Consider the following 22,766-nt stretch of genomic DNA (forward strand, 5'->3'; position numbering starts at 1 on the left):
GCCGTGCCGGCGTCCTTGCCAAGCCCGGCGTCAGCCGCGCGTGCCGAGCAGCAGCGCGGTCAGCACCGGATCGCCGGTGCGGCGCGGATCGGCGCGGATCGCGGCCTCCTCGCGGCCGATCGCGCGGAAGATGGCGTTGCCGGCCTGATCGGCGGCGCTGCGGGCGATGGCGGTATAGTCGATGCCGGTCTGCGCGGTGACGATCGCCGAGAGGATTTCGGTCGCGTCCGACCGCAGGCCGTTCGAAAATTCGGGGAACATCGCCTCGATCACCGCGCCGCGTGCCGATTGCGCCAGCAGGTCGGTGGCGGCGGTCGGGCCGCCGCGCAGCACGGCGACGGCGTCGGCCAGCGTAAGGCCACGGATCGAATCGAGCACGATCGGCGTCGCACGGTCGGCGGCATCGACCGCGATGTCATTCAGCGCCATGGCGATGCGGCCACGCACCGCGTTCGTCCGCAGCACCGCTGCCAGTACATTGTTCTGTCCGGCGGTCTCCGGCAGGGTCAGGCGGGTCAGCTGATCGTCATAGAAGCCGCCGGGCCGCAGCAGCCGGTCGAACGCCCGCTGGCTGGACAGGGTCAGCAGGCGCCGGACGCCTTCCTCGACGCCATAGCTGCCAAGCGGCGTGGCACAGCCGCCGAGCACGGCGACCGGGAGGACCAAAGCGGCGGCACCGAGGATGCCGCGGCGTGAAATTTGGGGCGACAGCGAGGCATGGATCATGACGGGCTTCTCCGGAACGAATGTTGCGCTGCCAACGCAGGCGATGGCTCCCGGTGCCGTGTCTGCCGTGAACCGACGTTGAACCGCGCTTCGTTTTGCTTCCGTTTCGGCCGCGCAACCCATTGCCGAGCCGCGCGGCGCGCCCTAGCTACCGGAGCATGGCTGATCCCTATGCAACCCTGGGTGTCGCGCGCGGCGCGACCGAAGCAGATATCAAGAAGGCGTATCGCAAGCTCGCCAAGGAGCTGCACCCGGACCGGAACAAGGACAACAAGGCCGCGTCGGACCGCTTCACCAAAGTCACGCAGGCCTATGACCTGCTGACCGACAAGGACAAGCGCGCGCGGTTCGACCGGGGCGAGATCGACGGCGACGGCAATCCGACCTCGCCCTTCGGCTTTGGCACCGGCGGTGGCGGCGCCGGCGGCTTTCGCCCCGGACCGGGCGGGCGCGGCGGGTTCGACATGGGACCGGAAGGGCAGGGCGGCGACTTTTCGGACATTTTCGAAGGACTGTTCGGCGGCCGGGCCGGAGGCGCCGGTGGCGGCTTCGCCAGCGGGTTCGGGCGGCGCGCCCAGCCCAAGGGCGGCAATGTTGCCTATCGATTGAAGGTGCCATTCGAGGATGCTGCGACGCTCAGCCCGCAGCGCATCACGCTGGCCGATGGCAAGACCATCGACCTGAAACTGCCGGCGGGTGTCGATACCGGCACGCAGATGCGCCTGTCGGGCAAGGGCGATCCGGGGCCGGGCGGTGCGGGCGACGCGATCGTGACGGTCGAGGTGCAGCCGCACCGTTTCTATACCCGCGACGGCGACGATGTGCGCGTCGACCTGCCGATCAACCTGGCCGAGGCGGTGCTGGGCGGCAAGGTCCGCGTGCCGACCGTCGACGGCGCGGTGATGCTGAGCGTGCCCAAGGGGGCGACGTCGGGCAAGACGCTTCGCCTGAAAGGGCGCGGATTCCATCGCAAGGACGGGACGCGCGGCGACCAGCTGGTGACGCTGATGGTCGACCTTCCCGCCGATGATGCCGACCTGACGCGCTTCGTCGAGGGGTGGAGCGGCGCGAATACGGACCCGAGGGCGAAGCTGGGCGTTTGATCCGCCTGCGAAACCATTCGAAACGAACTGCATGACCGAGCCGTCCCCGACCAGCCCCGAGGCCCGGCACCGTCACGGGCGCCCGTCGCTTGCGCGGCTGCGCCCGTCTGCGCGCGCGATCGAGGTGACGAAGCGTGTCGCGATCGGTACGTTCAACGACGGCTTCACCCATGCCGGCAACCTTGCCTATCTGTCGCTGCTGACGCTGTTCCCGTTCTTCATCGTCGCGGCGGCGATCGCGCGGGCGGTCGGGCGCAGCGGCGACAGCATCCATGCGGTGACGGCGTTCCTGCAGACCGTGCCGCCCGAAGTGGCGACCGTGTTGCAGCAACCGATCCTCGACGTGTTGCAGGCGCGATCGGGGTCGCTGCTGTGGCTGGGTGCGCTGGTGGGTCTGTGGACCACGACCGGCTTCATCGAAACGGTGCGGTCGATCCTGCGGCAGGCCTATGGCATCCCGTTCTCGCGACCCTTTTGGGAATATCGACTGGGGTCGATCGGGCTGATCGTCGGGTCGGTGGTGATGCTGATGATCGCGTTCAGCCTTCAGGTCGTGCTGGTCGGCGTCGAGCAGGTCATCTATCGCCTGCTTCCGTTCCTGCAGCCCTATGCAGCCTATCTGTCGATCGCGAAGCTGTTTCCGGCGCTGGCGCTGTTCATCGCGCTCTACACGCTGTTCTATTCGCTCAGCCCCAAGAAATACCGCAATTCCAACTGCCCGAAATGGCCCGGAGCGGTGGCGACGGCGACGGTGTGGATCGGCACGACGCAGCTCCTCCCGCTCGCGATCGATGCGCTGGGCGGATATGACCGCACCTATGGCAGCCTGGCCGGTGTGATGATCGCGCTGTTTTTCTTCTACATCGTCGGCCTGGGCGTGGTGATCGGCGGCGAATTGAACGCGGCGCTGGCGGAAACACCCGACCCTGCGCTAGAGGGTGCGGCAACAGACGAAAAAGGGACAGTCGCGTGAACGGTTTGATGCAGGGCAAGCGGGGGGTCATCATGGGCCTCGCCAACGATCGGTCGCTGGCCTGGGGCATCGCCAAGCAGCTCGCCGCGCAGGGCGCAGAGCTGGCCTTCACCTATCAGGGCGAGGCGCTCGAACGGCGCGTGCGTCCGCTGGCGACCGAGCTGGGCGCCGACTTCCTGATCGAATGCGACGTGTCGGACATGGGCGCGCTGGACGCCGCGTTCGACACGATCGCTGCTCGGTGGGCGACGATCGATTTCGTGGTCCACGCCATCGGCTTTTCGGACAAGAACGAACTGCGTGGCCGTTATTACGACACCAGCCTCGACAATTTCCTGATGACGATGAACATCAGCGTCTATTCGTTCACCGCAGTCGCCAAGCGCGCTCGGGCGCTGATGCCCAATGGCGGTTCGTTGCTGACGCTGACCTATTACGGGTCGGAAAAGGTCGTTCCGCATTATAATGTGATGGGCGTGGCGAAGGCGGCGCTCGACATGTCGGTCAAGTATCTGGCGATGGACATGGGGCCGGAAAATATCCGGGTGAACGCGATTTCGGCGGGTCCGATCAAGACGCTGGCCGCCAGCGGCATCGGCGATTTCCGCTATATCCTGAAGTGGAACGAGCTGAACTCGCCGCTGCGCCGCAACGTCACGATCGACGATGTCGGCGGGGCGGGGCTGTATCTGCTGAGCGACCTGTCGAGCGGCGTGACCGGCGAGATCCATCATGTCGACGCCGGCTACAACGTCATCGGCATGAAGGCCGAGGACGCGCCCGACATCGCGCTGTCGTAAGCGATGAGCATCATCCGCGCGGCGACCGGTGCGGACGCGCCGGCGGTCGATAGCCTGCTGCGCGCCTGTTTCCCGCGCGACGCGGAGGCGCGGCTGGTCCAGCAACTGGCGATCGATGGCGATCTCGTGCTGGTGCTGGTCGCCGAGGATGCGGGCGTGGTAGTCGGCATGATCGCGGCCAGCCGGATGCAGGTAACGGCCGACACGCGCGAGATCGCAGCGGTCGCGTTGGCACCGCTGGCGGTGGCGAGGGCGGCACGGGGGCAGGGCGTCGGCGAAGCGCTGGTCGCCGCTGCCATCGCGCATCTGCGCAGCGCACGGGTCGAGCTGGCGTTCGTGCTGGGCGATCCGGCTTATTATGGCCGCTTCGGGTTCGAGGCGGCAACGGCGCGCGGGTTCGACAGCCCCTATGCCGGCGAGCATTTCATGGGCATTCGCCTGAACGACGGACCGTGCGTCCACACACCCGGCGCGGCCGCCCATGCCCGCGCCTTTGCGGCGTTGGGGGAAGACGCATGAGCCACAATAGCTTCGGTCATCTGTTCCGCTTCACGACATGGGGCGAGAGCCATGGCCCGGCACTGGGCGCGGTGGTCGACGGGTGCCCGCCGGGCCTGCCCCTGAGCGAGGCGGACATCCAGCCGTTTCTCGACGCACGGCGGCCAGGGACCAGCCGTTTCACGACGCAGCGGCGCGAGCCGGATGCGGTGCGCATCCTGTCGGGGGTGTTCGACGGGCGGACTACGGGCACGCCGATCAGCCTGATGATCGAGAATGTCGACCAGCGGTCGAAGGATTATTCGGAGGTCGCCAAGGCCTATCGCCCCGGCCATGCCGACTATGCCTATGACGCGAAGTACGGCTTTCGCGACTATCGCGGCGGCGGGCGGTCGTCGGCGCGCGAGACGGCGGCGCGGGTCGCGGCGGGCGCGGTCGCGCGGCTGGTGATCCCGGAGGTGACGATCACCGCCTGGGTCGAATCGATCGGTGGCGATGCGATCGATCCGGCGGCGTTCGATGTCGCTGAGATCGGGCGCAACCCGTTCTTCTGCCCCGATGCGGCGGCGGCAGCGCGCTGGGAAGCGTTGGTCGACGGCGCGCGCAAGGCCGGCTCGTCGCTGGGCGCGGTCGTCGCTTGTCGCGCCGAGGGCGTGCCGGCGGGCTGGGGGGCGCCGCTCTATGCCAAGCTGGATGCCGAACTGGCCAGTGCCGCCATGTCGATCAACGCAGTGAAGGGGGTCGAGATCGGCGACGGCTTTACAGCGGCGGCGCTTTCGGGTGAGGCGAATGCCGATCCGATGCGGCCGGGCGCGGATGGCCCCGAGTTCCTCGCCAACCATGCGGGCGGGATTGCCGGCGGCATCTCGACGGGGCAGCCGGTGACGCTGCGGGTAGCGTTCAAGCCGACCAGTTCGATCCTGACCCCGGTCGAGACGATCGGACCGGACGGACAGGCGACGACGATCGCGACCAAGGGCCGGCACGATCCCTGTGTCGGTATTCGCGGTGTGCCGGTGGTCGAGGCGATGGTCTCGCTGGTGCTGGCCGACCAGAAGCTGCGCCATCGCGGGCAGGTGGGCTGACGCCGGAAGGTCGCCGAACCGGTCGTGCAGCAGGAGCATCGCGGCGGCGGCGGGGAAGCGTGACCGCGGGAATCGGTCGCCACCAAAAACGTCGCTCGTGCCTGCCTGCCGGTGTGTCGGCACGCGATTCGGGACAGATTTCTGCCACAATCGACCGCTTCCTCGCCACGGCCCGTCCGCGTTCTGCCCGGATCGGGCGATGAGCCGTTTCGCGGCGCTGGACCCTTTCGGTGGGTAACGCATTGAAACCCTTGCTTGATGCAAGGAGAATTTCAATGCGCAAGACCATTGTCACGAGCTTGCTGATCCTGTGCGGTTCGACCGCGGCCGTCGCGCAGGTGTCGCCGACCCAGACTCAGCCGACGTCGCCGACGACGACGCAGGGCACCCCCGACCCGATGCGTCCCACCCAGCCGGCACCGCAGACGACCGGCCCGACCAACCCGGTCGATGCCCCGACCGATCCGGCCAAGCCCGGCGAGTCGAAGACCGACACGACGGACGATACGACGACCACCACCACCGGCGATCCGTCGACGACCACGCCGCCGCCGACCGGCACGCCGCAGTAACGCGGTCGATGCAAAAAGGCCCGCCCGGAGCGATCCGGGCGGGCCTTTTTTGTTGTTCTATTCGCTACCGTTGGGTTCGAGCAGCTTCGAGCTTGTCGAGAAGCGCCCGTCGAGAACTTGCCGCCGGGGAAAACCCTTCTCGACTTTGGTTCTCGACAGGCTCGAACCTGCGCTCGAAGCAAACGGGGTTGATTGGTAAGTTCGAGCTTCAGTCCGCGAATGGGTCGCGGACCAGGATCGTGTCGTCGCGCTCGGGGCTGGTCGATACCAGCGTCACCGGGCATTGGATCAATTCCTCGATACGGCGGATGTACTTGATCGCCTGCGCCGGCAGTTCGGCCCAGCTGCGCGCACCCGCCGTCGATTCCGACCAGCCCGGCATGGTTTCGTAGATCGGCTCGACCTTCGCCTGATCGGCGGCGTGGGCGGGATAATAGTCGAGCACCTGGTCGCCCAACCGATAGCCGGTGCAGATCGCCACTTCCTCGAACCCGTCGAGCACGTCGATCTTGGTCAGCGCGATGCCGGTGATGCCGCCGACCGCCGCCGCCTGCCGCACCAGCACGCTGTCGAACCAGCCGCAGCGGCGCTTGCGGCCGGTGACGGTGCCGAATTCATGGCCGCGCACGCCGAGCCGCTCGCCGGTTTCGTTCTCCAGCTCGGTCGGGAACGGGCCGGAGCCGACGCGGGTGGTATAGGCCTTGGCGATGCCCAGCACGAAGCCGACCGCGCCCGGGCCCATGCCCGAACCGCCCGCCGCGGTGCCGGCGATGGTGTTGGACGAGGTGACGAACGGATAGGTGCCGTGGTCGATGTCGAGCAGCACGCCTTGCGCGCCTTCGAACAGGATCCGCTGACCCTTCGCCTTGGCCTGCGCCAGCACACGCCACACCGGCTGGGCATAGGGCAGGACGAAGTCGGCGATCTCGCGCAGTTCGGCGATCAGGCCCTCGCGGTCGATCGCGGGTTCGTTGAAGCCGGCGCGCAGCGCGTCGTGATGCGCGGTCAGGCGATCGAGCTGCGGGCCGAGATCGTCGAGATGGGCGAGGTCGCAGACGCGGATCGCGCGGCGGCCGACCTTGTCCTCGTACGCCGGGCCGATGCCGCGACGGGTGGTGCCGATCTTGCCGGCGCCGCTGGCGTCTTCGCGCAGGCCGTCGAGATCGCGGTGGAAGGGGAGGATCAGCGCGCAGGTCTCGGCGATCATCAGCGTATCGGGGGTGACCGAGACGCCCTGCTCGCGCAGGCGCTCGACCTCCGCCTTCAGCGCCCAGGGATCGAGCACGACGCCGTTGCCGACGATCGAAGGGGTGCCGCGCACGATGCCCGAGGGGAGCAGCGACAGCTTGTAGGTGGTGCCGCCGACGACCAGCGTATGGCCGGCATTATGGCCGCCCTGGAACCGCACGACCATGTCGGCGCGCTCCGCCAGCCAGTCGACGATCTTTCCCTTGCCCTCGTCGCCCCACTGGGCGCCGATCACCGCTACGTTCGCCACGTCCTGTAACCCTCATGCATGCCGGTATCGGCGCTGCACTAGGCCCGTAGCGCGCCCGCGTCCACCTCGGCGGGCGGCGTAGCGCCCGGAATATGACGATAGAGTTGCGTTTCCTCGCGCCGGATGCGGTCGGCCAGCACCGCCGCGAGCCCGCGGGTCGCGGTTTCGAAGCCGTCGGGATCGTCGGCGATCTGCTGGCCGTTCCAGTCGTGCATATAGGCTTTGAACGCGTCGGCGAGGCCGCCCATCTCCTCTTCGAACCGGCGGGAGAGTGCGGCGGCGACCGGGTCGCCGCCCCGTTGGAGCAGGGGATGGAGCAGTCGGTCCTCCTTCGCCAGATGCGCGAGGAGCAGGCGGCTGAGGCGCCAGCGCAGCGGTGCGACGGCGGAGGCGGGAAGCGGACGCTGTGCCGCCTGTTCGACCAGCTCGCCGATCACGGCGGTCAGTTCGGCATGTTCGTCGACCAGCGTTTCGCGCGTGAGCTGCATCGCCATTTCCTCCGGCGATCGACCCTGTGGCACAACGTCCTAACGAACCATGTACGCCCCGGCTCGACATTGTGCGTTCCGGCGCGCAAACCGGGGCAGGACATAAGAGGAGAGTGTGCCGCATGAAACTTGCCAGCCTCAAGGGCGGTCGCGACGGACGCCTGGTCGTCGTGTCGAGCGACCTCGCCTGGTATGCGGATGCGAGCGGGATCGTGCCGACGCTGCAGGCGGCGCTGGACGACTGGGACCGCCACGAAGGCGCGCTGCGCAACCTGGCGACCGACCTCGACCACGACGTGATCCCCAAGGAGCGGTTCCACGAGCGCGACGCCGCGTCGCCGCTGCCGCGCGCGTATCAATGGGCGGACGGATCGGCCTATGTGAACCATGTCGCGCTGGTGCGGCAGGCGCGCGGGGCGGAGATGCCGGAGACGTTCTGGCACGATCCGCTGATGTATCAGGGCGGGTCGGACGGGTTCCTGGCCCCCCGCGATCCGATCCCGGCGGGCGACGCAAGCTGGGGTCTGGATTTCGAGGGCGAGGTCGTGGTCGTGACCGGCGATGTGCCGTTGGGGGCGTCGCGCGAGGAGGCGCTGGCGGCGGTGCGGCTGGTCGGGCTGACCAACGATGTGTCGCTGCGCGGGCTGATCCCCGGCGAACTGGCCAAGGGGTTCGGGTTCTTCCAGTCGAAGCCGGCATCGGCCTTCTCGCCGGTGTTCGTGACGCCCGATGCGCTGGGCGACTGGTGGCAGGACGGCAAGCTCCACCGCAAGCTGCACGTCGACCTGAACGGGAAGCCGTTCGGGCGGGCGGACGCGGGCGAGGACATGACGTTCGATTTCGGCACGCTGATCGCCCATGCCGCCAAGACGCGGGCGCTGGGCGCCGGCACGATCATCGGATCGGGCACGGTGTCGAACCGCGACGGCGATGGCGGTCCTGGCAAGCCGGTCGCGGACGGCGGGGTCGGATATTCGTGCCTGGCGGAAATCCGCACGGTCGAGACGATCCGCGCCGGCAAGGCGGAGACGCCGTTTCTGAAGAGCGGCGACACGGTCCGCATCTGGGCCGAGGACGACCGGCATCACCCGATCTTCGGCGTGATCGAGCAGACGGTGGGGTGAGGCTTGGCCGTTCCCCCGGTCGTTCAAGGCCGGGGGAACGGGCAAGGCGACAATGATTTAATACGGTGTCGTAACCGTTCGGGGGTGCCATGACGATCGTTCGAACCTGCCGCTGGCTGATCCCGGTTCTGCTGGCCGGCTGTACGACGGCACAGGCACCGCGTCCGGTGGCGAGTGTCGTGACGACGCCGGCCGCTGCCGTGCCGACCCCGGCCGACCGGTTCGGGCCGCTGTTCGAAGCGGTGCAGATGCGGCGACTCTTTCCGGACGGAAAGACGTTCGTCGACTCGGTGCCGAAGCGACCGGATGCGGCGATCCTCGCCGATTATCGCAAGGGCAGTTTCGACGATGCGGCGCTGAAGGCGTTCGTACTGGCCAATTTCGACGTGCCGGGGCTGGAGCCGGTGCCCGAGTCCGACCATGGCCCGCGCCTGCCGATCGAGCGGCATATCGCCGAATTGTGGCCGCATCTGACCCGCGATCCGGTGACGCCGCCGCCGGGATCGACCGCGCTGGCGGTAAAGGACCGGTTCGTGGTGCCCGGCGGGCGGTTTCGCGAGCTTTATTACTGGGACAGCTATTTCACGATGCTGGGACTGGTCGCCGATCGGCGGCAGGATCTGGTCGAATCGATGCTCGACGGGTTCGTCGACCTGGTCGAGCGCTATGGCCATGTTCCCAACGGGACGCGGACCTATTATCTCAGCCGGTCGCAGCCGCCGTTCCTGTATCTGATGATGGGCCTGTCGCAGAATCGCGATCCGGCCGTGGCGGCGCGGCGGCTGGCGGCGCTGAAGCGGGAATATGCGTATTTCACGACGCCCGAGCGGTCGGTGACGCTGCCCGATGGGGCGGTGTTGCAGCATTATTGGGATGCGCGGACGACGCCGCGCGACGAATCGTGGCGCGAGGATGTCGAGACGGCGAAGGCGGCCGGGCGACCGGTCGGCGACACCTATCGCGACCTGCGCGCCGGGGCGGAGAACGGCTGGGACTATTCGTCGCGCTGGCTGGGCGACGGGCGGACGCTGGCGACGATCGACACGACCAGCATCTTGCCGGCCGATCTCAACAGCCTGTTGTGGGGCATGGAGCGGGCGATTGCCGAGGGGGCGGCGACGTCGGGCGATACGGCGACGGCGCGGGACTTTGGCGATCGGGCAGCGAAGCGCGGCGCGGCGATCGAGCGCTGGCTGTGGAGCGAGGCCGAGGGGCGCTATGGCGATTACGACGTGAAGCGGCGGCTGCTGCGCGACGGGGTGACGGCGGCGACGGCCTATCCGCTGTTCGTGGGGCTGACGACGGGCGCCCGGGCGGCGCGGGTCGCGGGCACGATCGAGCGGCAGTTGCTGGCGCCGGGGGGCTTGCGGACGACGCGGGTCGATACCGGGCAGCAATGGGACAAGCCCAATGGCTGGGCGCCGCTGCAATGGATCGCGGTCGCCGGGCTGGACCGGACGGGCAACCGCGCGCTGGCGGACAGGATCGCACAGCGGTTTCTGGCGACGGTACAGCGCGAATATGCGGCGTCGGGGAAGCTGGTCGAGAAATATGACGTCGAGGAGGTGAAGCCGGGCGGCGGGGGTGAATATCCGCTGCAGGACGGGTTCGGGTGGACCAACGGGGTGACGCGCGCGCTGATGGAACGGGGGCGTGGAAGTTGACGAAGGTTGCGGTACGTCGAATTTTGTAGCGGGTGGGTATCAGCAGAAAATCGTTTTTCCTCAGTAATTTGGATGTTGGCAGTGTAACCTTTCCTGCGCGGAAGTTCACACTGTCGGCCAGGAAGCGGGACCCTGGCTCCAAATCCGGGGTGACGTGGGGCGTGGGGGTGCGGGGCGGACCTGTCAAATAGCGGGCGTCAGGATGGCAGGGGGCGGGCGTGTAGGAAAGCGTTACGCCGTCCACGCCGCCAGATCGTCCTGCTGCCCGATCAGCGCGAGGCCGTGGGCGACCGAGGTCAGTTCGTTGCCCGACGCCAGCCGGTCCTGCCCGAAGCGGTCGGCAAAGGCGCGGCGGATGGCGGGGGTGAGCGAGGTGCCGCCGGTCAGGAACACGCGGTCGATGCCGTCGGCGTCGAGCCCCGCCACCTCCAGCGCGCGGTCGACGGTCGCCATGATGCGCGCGAGATCGTCGGCGATCCATGCTTCGAACTGGTCGCGGGTGACCTGTGCCTCAATGGCGATGCCGCCCCCTTCGAACGCGAAGGTCGCTTCGTCGCCCTGCGACAGCGCGCGCTTTACCTGTCCGACCGCGTCGTAGAGCGGATAGCCCTGTTCGCCCTCGATCACCGCGATCATCCGGTCGATGGCGTCCGGATCGGTCGCGGCGCGGCGCAGTTTGTCGAGTTCGGCCAAGGTCTTGCGGTTGCGCATCAGCGCGAGGCGCGACCAGTCGGTGAAGTCGGTGAAATGGCCGGCGGGTATTTCCAGCACCTTGTCGAACGAACGATAGGTGCCGCCCTTGCCGAGCAGGGGCAGGACGAGCCTGTCGAGGATGCGGCGGTCGAACTGGTCGCCGGCGATGCCGATACCGGCATGGCCCAACGGCCGGGCGCGGCGGTCGCTGCCCGGCGCTTCGAGTCGGACGACCGAGAAATCGCTGGTGCCGCCGCCGAAATCGGCGACGAGGATCGTGGCCGCGTCCGTCAGCGTCGCGGCATGGCTGAACGCGGCGCCGAGCGGTTCGTAGACATAGACGATCTGCGCGCCCAGCGCGGCGAACATCGCGTCATAGCGTGCCCTCGCGAGCGCTTCGTCGGGGCGGTGGCCGGCATAGGTGATCGGGCGGCCGACGACGATGCGTGTGGCGCCGTTCAGTACGCCATGCGCGCGGGCGGCGAGGCGGTCGAGGAAGGCGCGGCCGAGATCCTCGAAGCGGTAGCGTTTGGTGAAGATCGGCGCGGTGTCGAAGCTGGGGCTGGCGGCGACCGACTTGAACGATTGCAGGAAGCGGCACCCCTCCGGAAACTGGAGATATTCGTCGATCGCCCAGGGGCCGGCCTCTACCGCGATGCCACCGGGGACGTCGTCCTGCCAGAAGCACAGTGCCGAGCGGAAGACGGCGTCGGCGCCGTCCGGCCCGTCGAGCGGCACGAGGGTCGCGCCGTCGCCATTGGCGCGGGCGAGGACGGAATTGGTGGTGCCGAAATCTAGGCCGAGGGACATGGGGGCTCCGGGCGCGGGGCGGGACGCCCTACACCGGTTGCGGGGGTTGTCTTGGGGGTTGGGGAAGAAGGTTGGTTCGCGCGGAGGCGCGGAGGCGCGGAGGCGTGGAGAGAAGAATTTTGGATTTCGCGCAGAGGCGCAGAGGCGCGGAGGGGTTGTGGGTGGGGCGCCCTTCACGGGTTGGGTCGTTTGCCTTGGGCGTTGGGGGAGGTGAGTCCTGAATGTCTCGTCACCTTGGACTTGATCCGGGGTCCCGCTTCTTTTGCTGCCGTCGAAGAAGAAGCGGGACCCCGGGTCAAGCCCGGGGTGACGATGGGGCGGGGGTTTCGATCCTCAGGGATCGGTGGGTCGCTTTGGATCGGTAGGTGGCAGGGCCGGTGGCCGGTCGTACCTCGGGTTCCACCTACGTGCGTATCCCCGCGCAGGCGGGGATGCAGGGTTGGCAAACGATGCCGGTTCGACCTTGGCCCTGGACCCCCGCCTGCGCGGGGGTACGCCCCGCAGCGTGCCGCCCGGAGACTCCTGATAGCCGGGACCCCCGCCTGCGCGGGGGGTACGTCCTCGTCGCAGGTAAGGAACCAGCGTACCGGACCTCGACCCCGGCCTTCGCCGGGGTACGGTTTGCGGCTGGGGTTAGCGGGTTGCTCGTACCCCTGCCGGGGCTGGTGCGGGTGCATTGGCGAGCGGCGGGGCTCCGGCACCGGCCGGGGGCGGCGGCGGGAGCTGGCCGTTGGCGGCGGCGGCGGCGGGGCTGCGCCGTCGGCGGGCGGCGGGGGCGGAGGCATCGCGCCGGGGGCGCAGCCCGGGCCGCCGGGGCCGCCCGGGCCAGCGGGACCGCGGGCTTCGGGACCACCCGGACCGTGCGGGCCGGGGCCGCGCCCTTCGGGACCCTTGCCGGGGCGGGGCGGGGGCGGGCCGACCGGGGTGACCTTGCCCGCGGCGTCGACGACATAGGAGGCGCGTAGCTGTCCGTCGTCATAGCGGCCCTGTACCTGGATGGGCGCGCCCTTCGTCACGTTCGCGTCGCGGCCGCCATCGACCATTGCCTTGCCGCTGCCGTCCTGCACCACGAAGCGGTCACCATAGACTTCGGCGACGTGGCCCTTGACCGTCACCACGCCGCTGCTGCTTGCGAGCCGGGCGACCGGGGTCGCCACGGTCGGCGCCATTTCGACGCCCGGCCGGGTCAGCGACACCGCGCCCGCCCCGCCCGCCGCGCCGATGGCAAGGCCGATCGCGACGCCCAAGCCCAGCTTTCCGGTGCTGCCCAAAGAGAATTTCGCCATGTGCTTCACTCCTTCGTTGTTCGATGGAGCCGTTGTAGCGAGTCGTGCCCTCGCCACGCTGAACCCGGTGGTTCAGTTTCGGTTTAGGCGGGGGTGACATTGGCGTTGTCGTCGGTCTTGAATAGTCGTTGCGCCTGTCGGCCCTGTCGAGGGGCTGTTGGGGCAGGTGCTTCGATACGGGTCTTCGACTTCGCTCAGCCCCTACTCAGCACGAACGGGAGCGGGGCAGATAAGTTTAGCGGAGCGGCCATGCGGATATTGCTTGTCGAGGACGATCCCGATCTGGGGCCCGCCATCGCGCGGGCGCTGCGGGGCGAACAGTGTGCGGTCGATCTGGTGCCGAGCGGGATCGACGCGCAACATCTGGGCGAGACCGAACGCTATGACGTCGCGGTGCTCGATCTGGGCCTGCCAGACCGCGAGGGAACGGCGGTGCTGAAGGGGTGGCGTGATGCGGGGCGCGACCTGCCGGTGCTGGTGCTGACCGCGCGCGACGGATGGTCGGACAAGGTGGCCGGCTTCAAGGCCGGGGCCGATGATTTCCTGACCAAGCCGTTCCGGATCGAGGAGCTGATGATGCGGCTGCGCGCGCTGGTGCGGCGGTCGGCGGGGCATGGCGCGACGCGGATCGCGTGCGGGCCGCTGGCCTATGAGACGCAGACCGGGGTGTTCGAGCTGGACGGGCTGCCGGTCAAGCTGACCGCGCTGGAGCACCGGGTGCTCGCCGCGCTGATGCTGGCGAAGGAGGCGGTGATCGAGCGGCTGGACCTGATGGAGCGGGTCTATGAAGGCGATGCCGATGTCGATTCCAACAGCCTGGAGGTGATCATCGGGCGGCTGCGCAAGAAGATCGGCGCGTCGCTGATCGAAACGGTGCGCGGGCGGGGATATCGGCTGACGGCGGGCGGGCAATGAGGCTGCCGCGGTCGATCCATGGCCGGATGCTGGCGCTGTCGGTGGCGACGACATTGGTCGCGCTGCCGGTGGCGGGATTTTCGATCGGGCATGTGCTGGAGCGGTTCGTGACGCATGGTGTCGACGAACGGCTGGCGGACCGGTTGCAGTTGCTGAGCGCCGTCGTGCGCGCCGATGGCAGCGTCGACCGCGAACTGCTCGCGCGGCCGGGGGTCGAGGAAGCGTTCGGGCGCGGCGGCGCATGGACGATCGATGCGCCGGGCGGAGCGTACGGCAGCGCGATGTTGCCGATCGCGGTGCCGGGACCGCCCCGCCCCCATCCGGCGGGTGCGCGCGAGGGGATACCGTTCGATACCGAGCTGGGCGACGGCACGCCGGTGCACGGCCTGATCCAGATCCGCGAGAGTGAAGCCGGGCCGGTGCGGCTGGGCGTCGCGGTGCCGCGCGCGGCGATCGAGCAGCCGCTGCGCGGGGCGATGCTGCCGCTGCTGGCGACGCTGGCGATCGTCGCGCTGGTGCTGGCGGTGGTGACGTTGGTGCAGCTGCGGCTGGGGCTGCGGCCGATCAGGACGTTGCGCGAGCGGGTGGCGGCGGTGCGCGAGGGCGCCGCTGCCGATGTGCCGGAGGATCAGCCCGAGGAACTCAGGCCGCTGGCGGTCGAGCTGAACGCGCTGGTGCGCGACAATGCGGCGGCGCTGGCAGCCGCGCGGGCGTCGGCGGCGAACCTGGCCCATGCGCTGAAGACGCCGGTGGCGACGCTGGCGCTCGACCTGGCCGACGATCCCCGCCGGCGACAGGTCGAGCGGATCGATGCGACGATCCGCCACCATCTGTCGCGGGCGCGGGGTGGGGCGGTCGACCGGCGTGCGGCGACCGCGTTACGGCCGGCGGTCGAGGCGCTGGTCGGCGTGGTGCGGGCGTTGCACCGCGGCGGCGGCGTGGCGGTCGAGGCGGACATCGCCGATGTGAGCGTCGCGGTCGATGCGGCGGATCTGGACGAGCTGGCCGGAAATTTGATCGACAATGCCGCGCGCCATGCGCGGTCGCTGGTGCGGGTGGTGGCGGTGCGCGACGGGGCGATGGTGCGGCTGTCGGTCAGCGACGACGGACCCGGCATTCCCGCCGTCGACCGCGCGCGGGCGACCGATCCGGGGGTGCGGCTGGACGAGCGGGGCGACGGGCACGGCTTCGGCCTCGCCATCGTGCGCGACGTAGCGGCGCTCTATGGCGGTCGGCTGACGCTGGGTGAGGCGGACGGCGGCGGGCTGGTCGCCGCCGTCACGCTGCCGGTCAGCGCGGCAGGTTGAACACGATCCGCTGGCTGTTGCCGGTGCAGGCGGTGTTGTTGTCGGGGCGGAAGCTGCTACGGAAACGGGTCGCGCCGATCATCTTTTGCGCGGCGTCGCCGAACACGAACGGCGGATAGGCGGCGACGGTGCGCGGGGTCAGCGTATGGCCGTCGGCGGCGATGTCGAATTCGACCCGCGCCCAGCCTTCGAAGCCCATCTGCAACGCTTCGGTCGGATAGCGGGCGCTGGTGGCACCTTGCTTGGCGACGGCGGGGGTGGGGGCGATCAGCGCGCATTGGTCGCTGCTGAGCCCGGTGCGGGTGAACGCGGCCTGGGCGGCGGCGGTGTCGCCGCTCTGCGCGGACAGGTCGGCGCGGTTGAGCAGCGCGGCGACCTTCAGCGGATGGGTATCGGGCAGCGGCGCGGCGAGGACCGCGTCGATCATTTGCGTGCGTTCGACCGAGCGGACCTGACTGCCGCCATTGGCCAGCATCATCCTGACCGTTGCCGCCGACAGCGGATCGGCGGCGACCTCCGGCCGGCGCAGGACGGTGCGGAAGCCGTCGAGCACCTGGTCGTAATTCTTCGCCGCGACATAGGCGTCGCTGATGCGGAAGCGGGTGGCGACCGCTGCCGGCGCACCGGTCGCCTGCGCCAGAGTCAATGCCTCGGCGATCAGCGGGCGCGCTTCCTCGGCGCCGACCAGCTGCGAATTGAACATCCAGCCGAGCGCGCGCAGTTCGGCGACCTTGTCCCCGGCGGTGCGGGCGCGGGCCACTTCGGCGCGGGCGAGCGGCAGGGCGCGGGCGGCGGGCTGTTCTTCCCAGGCGAAGGCGGGCGCGCCCTTCGACGTCAGCCATGTATCGAACGCGTCGTCGATCGGCTGGGTGATCGACGGGCGCTGGGCGGCGGTCGAACAGCGCAGCTCGACCCGTGCCGATTGCCGCCAGAAGGCGGGAATGGCGGTCGCGTCCTCGGGCTGCCACGACCAGTCGCCGACCGCGCGGGCAAAGGCGAGCGCCGCCGCGCGATTGCCGGTGGTGTAGATCGGCGCGACGTTGCGCACGATGCCGTCGTCGCCGAGGGAAAATTCGACCACGGCGACTTCGGTCGGCTTCAGGCCGGCGGGGCCGCCGCAGGGCGGCAGGTCCATCTGTCGCGCGCCGGCAAAGGGCGCCTTTTCGAGCCGGCCGGCCCCGGTATAGGCGAGATAGGTGCGGGCGCGTTCGCGGTCGCCATTCAGCAGCGCCGCCTGCGCAAGGTCGGCGCGGGTCGCGATTTCGGACAGATTGACCTTCTGGTCGAGGCCGCCCTGTTTCTTCAGCGAATCCTTGAGCACGGTATAGGCGTCGGCGGTGCGCCCTTCGTTGAGAAGCACGCGGGCATAGCGGGTCTGGACGGCGGCGACTGTCGCCTTGTCGATACTGGCCTCGGATTCGGTCAGCTTGCGTGCTTCCTCGGCATAGGCCAGGGCGCGGCCGTCATGGTCGAACGACAGGGTGCGGGCGAGGGCGAGCAACGGGACGACCCGTTCGACCCCCTTGGCGAGGTCGAGCGCGGCGCGGTAGGCGGTGGCGGCGGCGTCATAGTCGAATGCGTCATAGGCAGCGTCGCCCAGCGCGAGATGGGCGGACCCCAGATCGGCGCGGAATTCGTCGGGTTTGGCGGCAAGCGTCGGCAGGCCGCGGCGGATGGCGGCGACGCCGGCCTCGCGCTCGCCCATGCGGACGCGGCAGATGCCGCCGCGCACCGCGATCGCGCCGGTCAGCAGCGCGTTCTTGTTGGTCGCGGTACGCTTTTCCAGCGCCTCGTAGAGTTTCAGTGCCTCGGCACAGTCGCGGGTGGAATAGGCGGCGTTGGCGGCATCGAACTGCGCCTGCAACGTCAGGGGCTTGGCCGGGGCGGCGGGCTGGGCCGGGGTCGCGGCCTGGGCGAGGGCCATCAGGCCGTGCAGAATCGGATCGAGCATGTTTTTCCCCCTGTTTCCAAGGATCAAAGCACGGCAATGTTACAGCGTCGATGGGGGATGCGATGAAGCGTTGGGCGGGCTTTGGCGGCTGGGCGGCCGCGCTGATGCTGGCGGCGGTGCCAGCGGGGGCGGCGGCGCCGACCTATCCCGCGCGCACGATCCTGTTGTTCGTCGCGTCGTGGTGCGCGCCGTGCCATGGCGAGATCGCGGCGCTGCCCCGGTTGAGCGAGGCGGCGGGATCGTGGACGGTGCTGGTGGTGCCGATCGATCGCGGGCGGGCGACGGCAGCGATGGTGCAGGGGGTGCCGGTGGCGCAACGCTGGGTGCCCGATGCGGCGCGGATGGCGGCGATGCGCGAGGATCTGTTCGGCGGGACGGCGGGGTTGCCGTTCAGCGTCGCGGTCGGTGGCGACGGGCGGCCATGTGGCGTGCATCGCGGGGTGTTGAGCGCGGCGCGGGTGGCGGCGTTGCGGGCGGGGTGTGGGGGGTAGGTGACTTCGCGCTTTTTGAGGCCTAACTCGATGGAGTTCGTTGCGACGGTACATGTCGATTGGCGTAGCGCGTACCCCCGCGTAGGCGGGGGTCCAGGGTTCCAGACGCAGGCCGTTGTTTTGCTTGGCTCTGGACCCCCGCCTGCGCGGGGGTACGGCACATTAAGACTTTCAGGTCCCTCTTTCCCCGTTAGCCGGTTGATCAGAAGCGGGTCCCCCGTCTGCGCTCGGTGACGGTGGTCTCAGAGTGTCAGAGCGTGACGCTGCCGCCGGTTCCGCCGCGCAGGGTCAGCGATTTGACCACATTGCCCTGGCGGATATTCACCTGATTGACCTGCGCGCGGTAGACGTCGGTCAGCACGGTCGAGCGGACCGCGACGGTTTTCGGCTTGCGCGGCGCCTTCCCCACATAGTCGATGCGGACCTGCGAATGGGTCAGGTCGGTCGAGACATGGGTCAGCGGGAGGGGCTTGCCGTCGATCGTCAGGGTGAAGCGGCGCAGGATGTAATTCTGAAGTGCGGCGACCGCCTTGGGATCGTCGAGGCTGACCTGCGCGTCGGGTGCGATCTTCGACAAGGCGGGTTCGATGTCGTGCGCCTCGAACCGGTGCGACACGGTGACCTTGCCATCGGCCAGCGTCACGACCGCGAGCGAGTCATGCCCGCGATGCGCCTGGGCCGGGGCGATCACCGCCATAGCGGCGAGGAGGGCGAGCGGCGCCCTCACTTCGCCACCGGCGCGGGATAGGTCTGGAGCGAGCCGGGCTTCACCTGCACGTCGAAGTCCTTCATCCGGTTTTCGAGATCCTCGACATCCTCGATCTCCAGCACGACGGGGCGGATGGCGCCGCGATAGACATTGTTGCCGCGATCGGCATCGGCGATTTCGAGCAGCGGATCGACCTCCGCCCCGGTGATCGTCTTGCCCGTGACATACTGCCACGTCACCGCCTTCGGATTGTAGCGCCACACCTCGGCGGGGATGCGGACGATCTCGGTCGTGTTGTCGCTATAGGTCAGCTTGAGCGGGATCGGCATGACGAGGCCGCCGATGTTGCGGAACGAGAATCGGTAGAATTTGTCGCGTACCTGGAAGGCGGCGCGCTCCTCCGGGGTCAGCTTGGCGAGCTTTTCGGCGAGGTCGCGGCGCTGCTGCGGGCTGACGGCGAAGCGGTCCTGCCGGTCGTAGAAGTCGCGCGTCGACGGGTCGCGTTCGGTGACGGTCCGCTGTCCGGCATTGTTGCGCACGGTCAGCGAGGTGTTTTCCGCATCGGCCAGCGCGCGGCGTTCGCGGGCATTCGCCTCCAGATCGCCGCCGGCGATGCGGCCCTCGACCACCTTGTCGAGCGCAATGTCGACATGGTCGGTCGAATAGAACCAGCCGCGCCAGAACCAGTCGAGATCGACGCCCGAGCTTTCCTCCATGGTACGGAAGAAGTCGTAGGGGGTCGGCCGCTTGAAGCGCCAGCGGGTGGCATATTCGCGGAAGGCGCGGTCGAACAGCTCACGCCCCAGCACGGTTTCGCGCAGGATGGTGAGCGCGGTCGCTGGCTTGCCATAGCCGTTGGCACCGAATTGCAGCACCGAATCCGACTGGGTCATCAGGGGAACCTGATTGTCGGACAGCATATATTCGGCAATGTCCTTCGGCTCACCGCGCCGCGACGGGAAATCCTTGTCCCACAGCTTTTCGGCCTGGAACTGGAGGAAGGTGTTCAGCCCCTCGTCCATCCATGTCCATTGGCGTTCGTCACTGTTGACGATCATCGGGAACCAGTCGTGGCCGACCTCGTGGATCACCACGCCGATGAGGCCGGTCTTGGCGCGTTCGGTATAGGTCAGCTGGCCGGTCTTGGCGTCCTTCACCGGCCGGGGGCCGTTGAAGGTGATCATCGGATATTCCATGCCGCCGACGGGGCCGTTGACCGACTGCGCCACCGGATAGGGGTAGGGGAAGGCGAACTTGCCATAGACGTCGATGGTGTGGGCGATCGCCTTGGTCGAGTACGCATCCCAGAGCGGGCGTGCTTCCTTCGGATAGAAGGACATCGCCATGACATTGGGGTTGGCGGCGTAATTCTGCCGCACGTTCATCGCGTCCCATGCGAATTTGCGCGACGATGCCCAGCCGAAGTCGCGGACATTCTGCGCGGCGAAGGTCCAGGTCTTGGTGCCCGAGGCACGGCCGCGTTCGGCGGCGACCGCTTCATCGGGGGTGACGATGTACATCGGCGCGGTAGCCGATTTGGCCTGCTCCAGCCGCTGGCGCTGGGTAGCGGTCAGCACCTGATCGGGGTTCTGGAGCACGCCGGTCGCCGAAACGACGTGATCGGCGGGCACGGTCAGCGCGACACGATAGTCGCCAAATTCCAGCGTAAATTCGCCGGCATCGAGGAAGGCCTTGTTATGCCAGCCTTCATAGTCCGAATAGACGGCGAGGCGCGGGAACCACTGGGCCCCTTCGAAGATGCAGTTGCCGTCCTCACCCTGTCCGGTGAAGCATTCATAGCCGGAGCGGCCGTCGACGACCTTCTGCTCGGCCATCGGGAACGACCAGTCGATCGACAGCGTGACCTCCCCGCCATTGCCGGCGACCGGCTGCGGCAGTTCGATGCGCAGCAGCGTGTCGGTGACGCGGTGGGCGAGCGGCTGACCATCGGGGCCGCGCACCGCCGAAATGGTGAAGCCGCCTTCCCACGTCTTCATCGCCTCCGCCCGGCGGATCTCGCCGATGCTGATCGACGTCGCATCGGGCACGGTCTGCGTCATCTGCGCGATCGACGACCGCTTATACTGGTTCTGGTCGAGCAGCAGCCAGAGATAGGGCAGCGCATCGGGTGAGTTGTTGCGGTAGCGGATCGTTTCCGTGCCGGTCACGACCTTCGTCGCTTCGTTGAGCGACACCTTGACGTCGTAATCGACCTTTTGCTGCCAGTAGCGATAGCCCGGCGCGCCCGATGCGTTGCGGTAATCGGTCGGGGTCGGCCAGTCCTCTCCCTCCAGCTGGCGGAACTTGTCCTGCCAGTCGCCCTTGGTCTGGCGGATCGGGTCGGCAAGGGCGGGAGTGGTGCTGAGCAGCAGCGCGATCAGCGCGAGGCGGGGGGCAGCGGACAAGCGGGCGGGCCTTTCGAACGTAACACTGTATCGTTACGCCGGATACCAGACACGTCAACCATCCGCTGTCGCGGCACGGGCGACGAAATCGCCTCCCATGCGTTTGCGGCGGCGTTGAAATCAAGGAAACTGCCATGACCCGACCCGCCGGAACCGAAGGCTTCACGCTGAACCAGACGATGCTGCGCGTTCGCGACCCCAGCGCCAGCCTGGCTTTCTATCAGGATGTGCTGGGCATGACGTTGTTGCAGAAGCTGGATTTCGAGGAGGCGGCGTTCTCGCTCTATTTTCTCGGCTTCCTGCGCGACGGGGAGAGCGTGCCGAGCGACCCGAAGGAGCGGGCGCGGTTCGTGTTCACCCGCGAGACGACGCTGGAATTGACGCATAACTGGGGGACCGAGGACGATCCCGATTTCGCCGGCTATCACAGCGGTAACGACGATCCGCGCGGCTTCGGCCATATCGGGATCAGCGTACCCGACGTCGCCGCGGCGTGTGCGCGGTTCGAGGAGCTGGGTGTGACGTTCCGCAAGCGGCCGGACGAGGGGCGGATGAAGGACATCGCCTTCATCACCGATCCGGACGGTTACTGGATCGAAATCCTGTCGCCGAATGGCATGACACAGGCGGTGGTCGACGCGGGAGACGACGCATGAAGGCGGTCGCATTGCGCGCGCCCGGCGGGCTGGACCGGCTGGAGGTTGTCGATCGCGCCGATCCGGGGCAGCCGGGGGCGGGCGAAATCCGCGTGGCGTTGCGGGGCAGTTCGCTCAACTTCCACGACTATATTGTGGTGAGCGGGAAGTCGCCCGCCGAGGATGGCCGGGTGCCGATGGCGGACGGCGCCGGCACGGTCGAGGCGGTCGGCGAGGGCGTCACCGACTTTGCGGTGGGCGACATGGTCGTGTCGTGCTTCTTTCCGGATTGGCAGGATGGCGGGCCGACCGTCGGCGATTTCGCGCGGACGCCCGGCGATGGCATCGACGGGTTCGCGCAGGAGGTGGTCGTGCTGCCGGCGACGGCCTTTACGCTCGCGCCCAAGGGCTGGGATGCGGTCGAGGCGGCGACGATCACCACCGCCGGGCTGACCGCGTGGCGGGCGCTGGTGGTCGATGGCGGGTTGAAGGCGGGCGATCGGGTGCTGCTGCTGGGCACCGGTGGCGTGTCGATCTGGGCGTTGCAGATCGCCAAGGCGATGGGGGCGAAGGTCGCGATCACTTCGTCCAGCGATGAAAAACTGACACGGGCCAAGGCGTTGGGGGCGGATTTCACCGTCAATTATCGTAGCGATGGCAACTGGGGCGCGACGATCGCGGACTGGGCCGAGGGGCGCGGGGTCGACCATGTGGTCGAGGTCGGCGGTCCGGCGACGCTGGCGCAGTCGATCGCGGCGGTCCGGGTCGGCGGGCATATCTCGCTGATCGGCGTGCTGACCGGCATGGGTGGCGAGGTGCCGACCGCCGCGCTGATGGCGAAACAGGCGCGGTTGCAGGGGCTGATCGTCGGCAGCCGGCGCGAGCAGCAGGAGTTTGTCCGCGCGCTGGACGCGATGGCATTCCGGCCGGTGGTGGATCGGCGGTTCGGGTTGGAGGAACTGGCCGAGGCGTTCCGGTATCAGGAAGACGGCGACCATTTCGGGAAGATCGGGGTGGGGTGGTAGGGGCATCG

At 68.5% G+C, this 22,766-nt stretch carries 21 protein-coding genes; 14 read left to right on the forward strand and 7 right to left on the reverse strand.

All coding sequences use genetic code 11. The annotated features are described in order from the left end of the window. Positions 1–30: 30 nt before the first annotated feature. Positions 31–726 carry a DUF4197 domain-containing protein gene (locus PPZ50_RS06770; protein ID WP_126014867.1) on the reverse strand — a complete coding sequence of 232 codons (696 nt, stop codon included), beginning with the start codon at positions 724–726 and terminating at the stop codon, positions 31–33. A 158-nt stretch (positions 727–884) separates the two neighbouring features. Between PPZ50_RS06770 and PPZ50_RS06775 the strand changes: the two genes are divergently transcribed. From PPZ50_RS06775 to PPZ50_RS06800, 6 genes are all read left to right on the forward strand, one after another. Further along, on the forward strand, positions 885–1,829 hold the full coding sequence (locus PPZ50_RS06775; protein WP_126014865.1) for a DnaJ C-terminal domain-containing protein: 945 nt from the start codon (positions 885–887) through the stop codon (positions 1,827–1,829). A 31-nt stretch (positions 1,830–1,860) separates the two neighbouring features. Beyond that, positions 1,861–2,802, forward strand: coding sequence for a YihY/virulence factor BrkB family protein (locus PPZ50_RS06780; protein WP_126014863.1), 942 nt, complete (start codon positions 1,861–1,863; stop codon positions 2,800–2,802). Then, entirely contained in the window at positions 2,799–3,602 is an 804-nt protein-coding gene (gene fabI, locus PPZ50_RS06785) for an enoyl-ACP reductase FabI (RefSeq protein WP_272815757.1), read from the forward strand. Before PPZ50_RS06780 ends, fabI begins: the two co-directional genes overlap by 4 nt. Before the next feature lie 3 nt (positions 3,603–3,605). After that, complete coding sequence (locus PPZ50_RS06790; protein WP_066689710.1) at positions 3,606–4,121, forward strand: GNAT family N-acetyltransferase; 516 nt, start codon at positions 3,606–3,608, stop codon at positions 4,119–4,121. Then, positions 4,118–5,185, forward strand: a complete 1,068-nt coding sequence (aroC, locus tag PPZ50_RS06795) for a chorismate synthase (protein WP_126014859.1) — start codon at positions 4,118–4,120, stop codon at positions 5,183–5,185. The genes PPZ50_RS06790 and aroC overlap by 4 nt, the downstream gene beginning before the upstream one ends. A 275-nt stretch (positions 5,186–5,460) precedes the next feature. Next, on the forward strand, positions 5,461–5,757 hold the full coding sequence (locus tag PPZ50_RS06800) for a hypothetical protein (protein WP_126014857.1): 297 nt from the start codon (positions 5,461–5,463) through the stop codon (positions 5,755–5,757). A gap of 208 nt (positions 5,758–5,965) precedes the next feature. Here the strand turns inward: PPZ50_RS06800 and PPZ50_RS06805 are convergent, their stop codons facing one another. Beyond that, positions 5,966–7,255 carry an adenylosuccinate synthase gene (locus tag PPZ50_RS06805; RefSeq protein ID WP_126014855.1) on the reverse strand — a complete coding sequence of 430 codons (1,290 nt, stop codon included), beginning with the start codon at positions 7,253–7,255 and terminating at the stop codon, positions 5,966–5,968. A gap of 38 nt (positions 7,256–7,293) precedes the next feature. Continuing rightward, complete coding sequence (locus PPZ50_RS06810) at positions 7,294–7,743, reverse strand: hemerythrin domain-containing protein (RefSeq protein ID WP_272815758.1); 450 nt, start codon at positions 7,741–7,743, stop codon at positions 7,294–7,296. A gap of 122 nt (positions 7,744–7,865) precedes the next feature. On the opposite strand from PPZ50_RS06810, the gene PPZ50_RS06815 reads away from it, so the two are divergent. Together PPZ50_RS06815 and treF are read left to right on the forward strand one after the other, a co-directional pair. After that, the gene (locus PPZ50_RS06815; protein WP_272815759.1) at positions 7,866–8,867 is read left to right on the forward strand and encodes a fumarylacetoacetate hydrolase family protein; all 1,002 of its coding nucleotides are present in this window, start codon (positions 7,866–7,868) and stop codon (positions 8,865–8,867) included. 89 nt (positions 8,868–8,956) lie between these two features. Then, positions 8,957–10,531: an alpha,alpha-trehalase TreF gene (gene treF, locus PPZ50_RS06820; protein WP_272815760.1), complete on the forward strand. Its 1,575-nt coding sequence runs from the start codon at positions 8,957–8,959 to the stop codon at positions 10,529–10,531. Between the two features lie 231 nt (positions 10,532–10,762). On the opposite strand, the gene PPZ50_RS06825 is transcribed toward treF, so the two are convergent. Next, positions 10,763–12,034: an Hsp70 family protein gene (locus PPZ50_RS06825; protein ID WP_272815761.1), complete on the reverse strand. Its 1,272-nt coding sequence runs from the start codon at positions 12,032–12,034 to the stop codon at positions 10,763–10,765. A gap of 1,104 nt (positions 12,035–13,138) precedes the next feature. Here PPZ50_RS06825 and PPZ50_RS06830 point away from each other — a divergent pair. From PPZ50_RS06830 to PPZ50_RS06840, 3 genes are all read left to right on the forward strand, one after another. Beyond that, the gene (locus PPZ50_RS06830; RefSeq protein ID WP_272815762.1) at positions 13,139–13,417 is read left to right on the forward strand and encodes a hypothetical protein; all 279 of its coding nucleotides are present in this window, start codon (positions 13,139–13,141) and stop codon (positions 13,415–13,417) included. Between the two features lie 152 nt (positions 13,418–13,569). Further along, positions 13,570–14,235: a response regulator gene (locus PPZ50_RS06835; RefSeq protein WP_126014759.1), complete on the forward strand. Its 666-nt coding sequence runs from the start codon at positions 13,570–13,572 to the stop codon at positions 14,233–14,235. Then, positions 14,232–15,542, forward strand: a complete 1,311-nt coding sequence (locus tag PPZ50_RS06840; RefSeq protein ID WP_241215519.1) for a sensor histidine kinase — start codon at positions 14,232–14,234, stop codon at positions 15,540–15,542. The genes PPZ50_RS06835 and PPZ50_RS06840 overlap by 4 nt, the downstream gene beginning before the upstream one ends. Here PPZ50_RS06840 and PPZ50_RS06845 read toward each other — a convergent pair. Next, entirely contained in the window at positions 15,526–17,493 is a 1,968-nt protein-coding gene (locus tag PPZ50_RS06845) for an energy transducer TonB (RefSeq protein ID WP_272815763.1), read from the reverse strand. The two genes, PPZ50_RS06840 and PPZ50_RS06845, sit on opposite strands and share 17 nt — an antisense overlap. 62 nt (positions 17,494–17,555) lie before the next feature. Here PPZ50_RS06845 and PPZ50_RS06850 point away from each other — a divergent pair, with 62 nt between their 5' ends. Beyond that, on the forward strand, positions 17,556–17,984 hold the full coding sequence (locus PPZ50_RS06850; RefSeq protein WP_126014763.1) for a TlpA family protein disulfide reductase: 429 nt from the start codon (positions 17,556–17,558) through the stop codon (positions 17,982–17,984). A gap of 250 nt (positions 17,985–18,234) precedes the next feature. Here the strand turns inward: PPZ50_RS06850 and PPZ50_RS06855 are convergent, their stop codons facing one another. Both PPZ50_RS06855 and PPZ50_RS06860 read right to left on the reverse strand, forming a co-directional pair. Beyond that, positions 18,235–18,711, reverse strand: a complete 477-nt coding sequence (locus PPZ50_RS06855) for a DUF6702 family protein (protein WP_206433002.1) — start codon at positions 18,709–18,711, stop codon at positions 18,235–18,237. Continuing rightward, positions 18,708–21,098 (reverse strand): M1 family metallopeptidase, encoded by a 2,391-nt coding sequence (locus PPZ50_RS06860; protein ID WP_206433003.1) that lies wholly within the window; start codon positions 21,096–21,098, stop codon positions 18,708–18,710. Before PPZ50_RS06860 ends, PPZ50_RS06855 begins: the two co-directional genes overlap by 4 nt. A gap of 134 nt (positions 21,099–21,232) precedes the next feature. Between PPZ50_RS06860 and gloA the strand changes: the two genes are divergently transcribed. Together gloA and PPZ50_RS06870 are read left to right on the forward strand one after the other, a co-directional pair. Further along, positions 21,233–21,754 (forward strand): lactoylglutathione lyase, encoded by a 522-nt coding sequence (gene gloA / locus PPZ50_RS06865; RefSeq protein WP_066689697.1) that lies wholly within the window; start codon positions 21,233–21,235, stop codon positions 21,752–21,754. Beyond that, entirely contained in the window at positions 21,751–22,758 is a 1,008-nt protein-coding gene (locus PPZ50_RS06870; RefSeq protein WP_272815764.1) for a zinc-dependent alcohol dehydrogenase family protein, read from the forward strand. The genes gloA and PPZ50_RS06870 overlap by 4 nt, the downstream gene beginning before the upstream one ends. Positions 22,759–22,766: the final 8 nt, after the last annotated feature.

It is taken from the genome of Sphingomonas hankookensis, assembly GCF_028551275.1.
In the GTDB taxonomy this organism is placed as follows: Bacteria; Pseudomonadota; Alphaproteobacteria; order Sphingomonadales; family Sphingomonadaceae; genus Sphingomonas; species Sphingomonas hankookensis_A.